Genomic DNA, 2,279 nt, shown 5'->3' on the forward strand with positions numbered 1-2,279 from the left:
ATTACTGAAGCTCAGCGGTGAGGCTCTTGCAGGCCCTCAAAAAAGCGGCTTTGACGAAGAAACGGTCAAGAAGGTTGCACTGCAGGTCAGGGAATTGGCTGATTCCGGCTTTCAAGTGGGAATTGTCATTGGAGGCGGTAATTTCTGGAGAGGGCGCTCCAGTGAAAATATCGACCGCACGAAGGCGGATCAGATCGGAATGCTGGCCACCGTTATGAATTGTATTTATGTGTCGGAAATCTTCCGCTCCCAGGGCATGAGGACGGGGATTCTCACACCTTTTGTATGCGGCTCCTTTACGGAACTCTTTTCCAAGGACCGGGCGGAGTCGTATTTTGAACAGGGCATGGTGGTCTTTTTTGCAGGAGGAACAGGGCATCCTTATTTTTCCACCGACACGGGAGTAGTGCTGCGTGCGGTAGAGGTAGAAGCAGACGTTATCCTGCTGGCCAAGTCTATTGACGGGGTGTACGATGATGATCCCAACAAAAACCCGGCGGCCAGAAAGTATGATCAGGTTACTATTGACGAAGTGATTGCCAAAAATCTGCAGGTGGTGGATATGACGGCGTCGATTCTGGCAAGGGAAAACAAAATGCCCATGTGGGTGTTTGGACTCCAGGAGGAGAACAGTATTGTAAACGCCGTGAAGGGACGGTTTACGGGAACAAAGGTTATCGTTTAAAGCGTATGAAATCTGGCGGCAGGTAAAGAATAAAATTGGAACCGTGGTGAAACCTTCACAGCGGTGGGACGGAGGAAATATGGATACGAGACTACAGCAGTATGATGAGAAAATGAAAAAGGCATATGATTATCTGGAATCGGACTATGCCACCATCCGGGCCGGGAGAGCCAATCCCCATGTACTGGATAAGATCAAGGTAAATTATTATGGAACGCCGACTCCTATTCAGCAGGTAGGAAATGTCACCGTTCCGGAGGCGCGGATTATTCAGATATCTCCCTGGGAGAAGTCCATGATCAAGGAGATTGAAAAGGCGATTCTGACCTCTGATCTTGGCATCAACCCTTCTAATGACGGCAATGTGATCCGTCTGGTGTTCCCAGAGCTTACCGAGGAGAGAAGAAAGGATCTTGTGAAGGAAATAAAGAAAAAGGCTGAGGAGGGAAAGGTGGCTGTCCGCAATATCAGAAGAGATGGAAACGATGCCTTCAAGAAGCTGGCGAAAACGGAAGTCTCTGAGGATGAGATAAAGCAGCTGGAGGAGCAGCTTCAAAAGCTCACAGACAAGTACATCAAGGAGATAGACGCCTTGATGGACAGCAAATCCAAGGAAATCATGACGGTGTAAAGTCCAATTAATGCGGGGGCGGAGAATGCGAGAGCTTATCCGCTCCCTTGTGCATAACCCGAGTGGTATGTGGTCCTGTAAAAACAAGGAAAGGCATGTGGAAGAATGAGCGAGGAAATAAAAGTGCCAAGGCATGTGGCAATTATCCTGGACGGAAACGGAAGGTGGGCAAAAGCAAAGGGAATGCCCCGCAATTACGGACATGTCCAGGGGGCCAAGACAGTGGAGACCATCTGTGAGGAGGCATACAGAATGGGAATCCAATATCTGACAGTGTACGCCTTTTCCACGGAAAATTGGAACCGGCCCCAGGATGAGGTGGACGCATTGATGAAGCTTCTGCGAAACTATATGAAAACCTGTCTGAAGACGGCGGAAAAGAACCGTATGTGCGTCCGGGTGCTGGGAGAAAAGTCGAGGCTTGACGAGGATATCCGAAGCCGTATTGAGGAGCTTGAGGAGGCTACAAAGAATAACGACGGCCTTCATTTTCAGATCGCCATCAATTACGGCGGCAGAGACGAGATCCTGCGGGCTGTGAAAAAGGCTGTGCAGAAGGTGAAGGACGGTGAACTGTCGGAGACAGGGATCAGTGAGGAGGTCTTTGCAGGCTTTCTTGACACGGCGGGGATACCGGATCCGGACCTTTTGATCCGCACCTGCAACGAGCAGAGAATTTCCAACTTTCTGCTCTGGCAGCTTGCATACACGGAATTTTATTTTACCCCGGTTGCCTGGCCTGATTTTTCAAAAGAAGAATTGGTCAAAGCGGTGGAGGCATATAATCATAGAGACAGAAGATACGGCGGTTTAAAGGAGGAATAACCCTATGTTTTGGACCAGACTTGCCAGTGGGATTGTATTGGTTTTGATAGCGCTTTTAGCCATGGGGTTTGGGGGGATTCCCCTTGCGGCCATATTGCTGGTCATCTCGCTTACAGCCTACAGGGAGCTGACAAAGGC

At 49.5% G+C, this 2,279-nt stretch carries 3 protein-coding genes; all 3 read left to right on the plus strand.

All coding sequences use genetic code 11. From position 1 onward, the window contains the following. Positions 1-685: UMP kinase (gene pyrH, locus AC1WIP_RS14775; protein WP_481142546.1), on the plus strand; the 685-nt coding region annotated here is incomplete at its 5' end. 79 nt (positions 686-764) lie between these two features. After that, a complete protein-coding gene (gene frr, locus AC1WIP_RS14780; RefSeq protein WP_481142547.1) occupies positions 765-1,316 on the plus strand; it encodes a ribosome recycling factor in 552 nt (183 codons plus the stop codon). Between the two features lie 117 nt (positions 1,317-1,433). Beyond that, complete coding sequence (locus AC1WIP_RS14785; RefSeq protein ID WP_481142548.1) at positions 1,434-2,141, plus strand: isoprenyl transferase; 708 nt, start codon at positions 1,434-1,436, stop codon at positions 2,139-2,141. Positions 2,142-2,279 lie beyond the last annotated feature (138 nt).

The sequence above is a fragment of the Acetatifactor sp. genome (genome assembly GCF_982438285.1).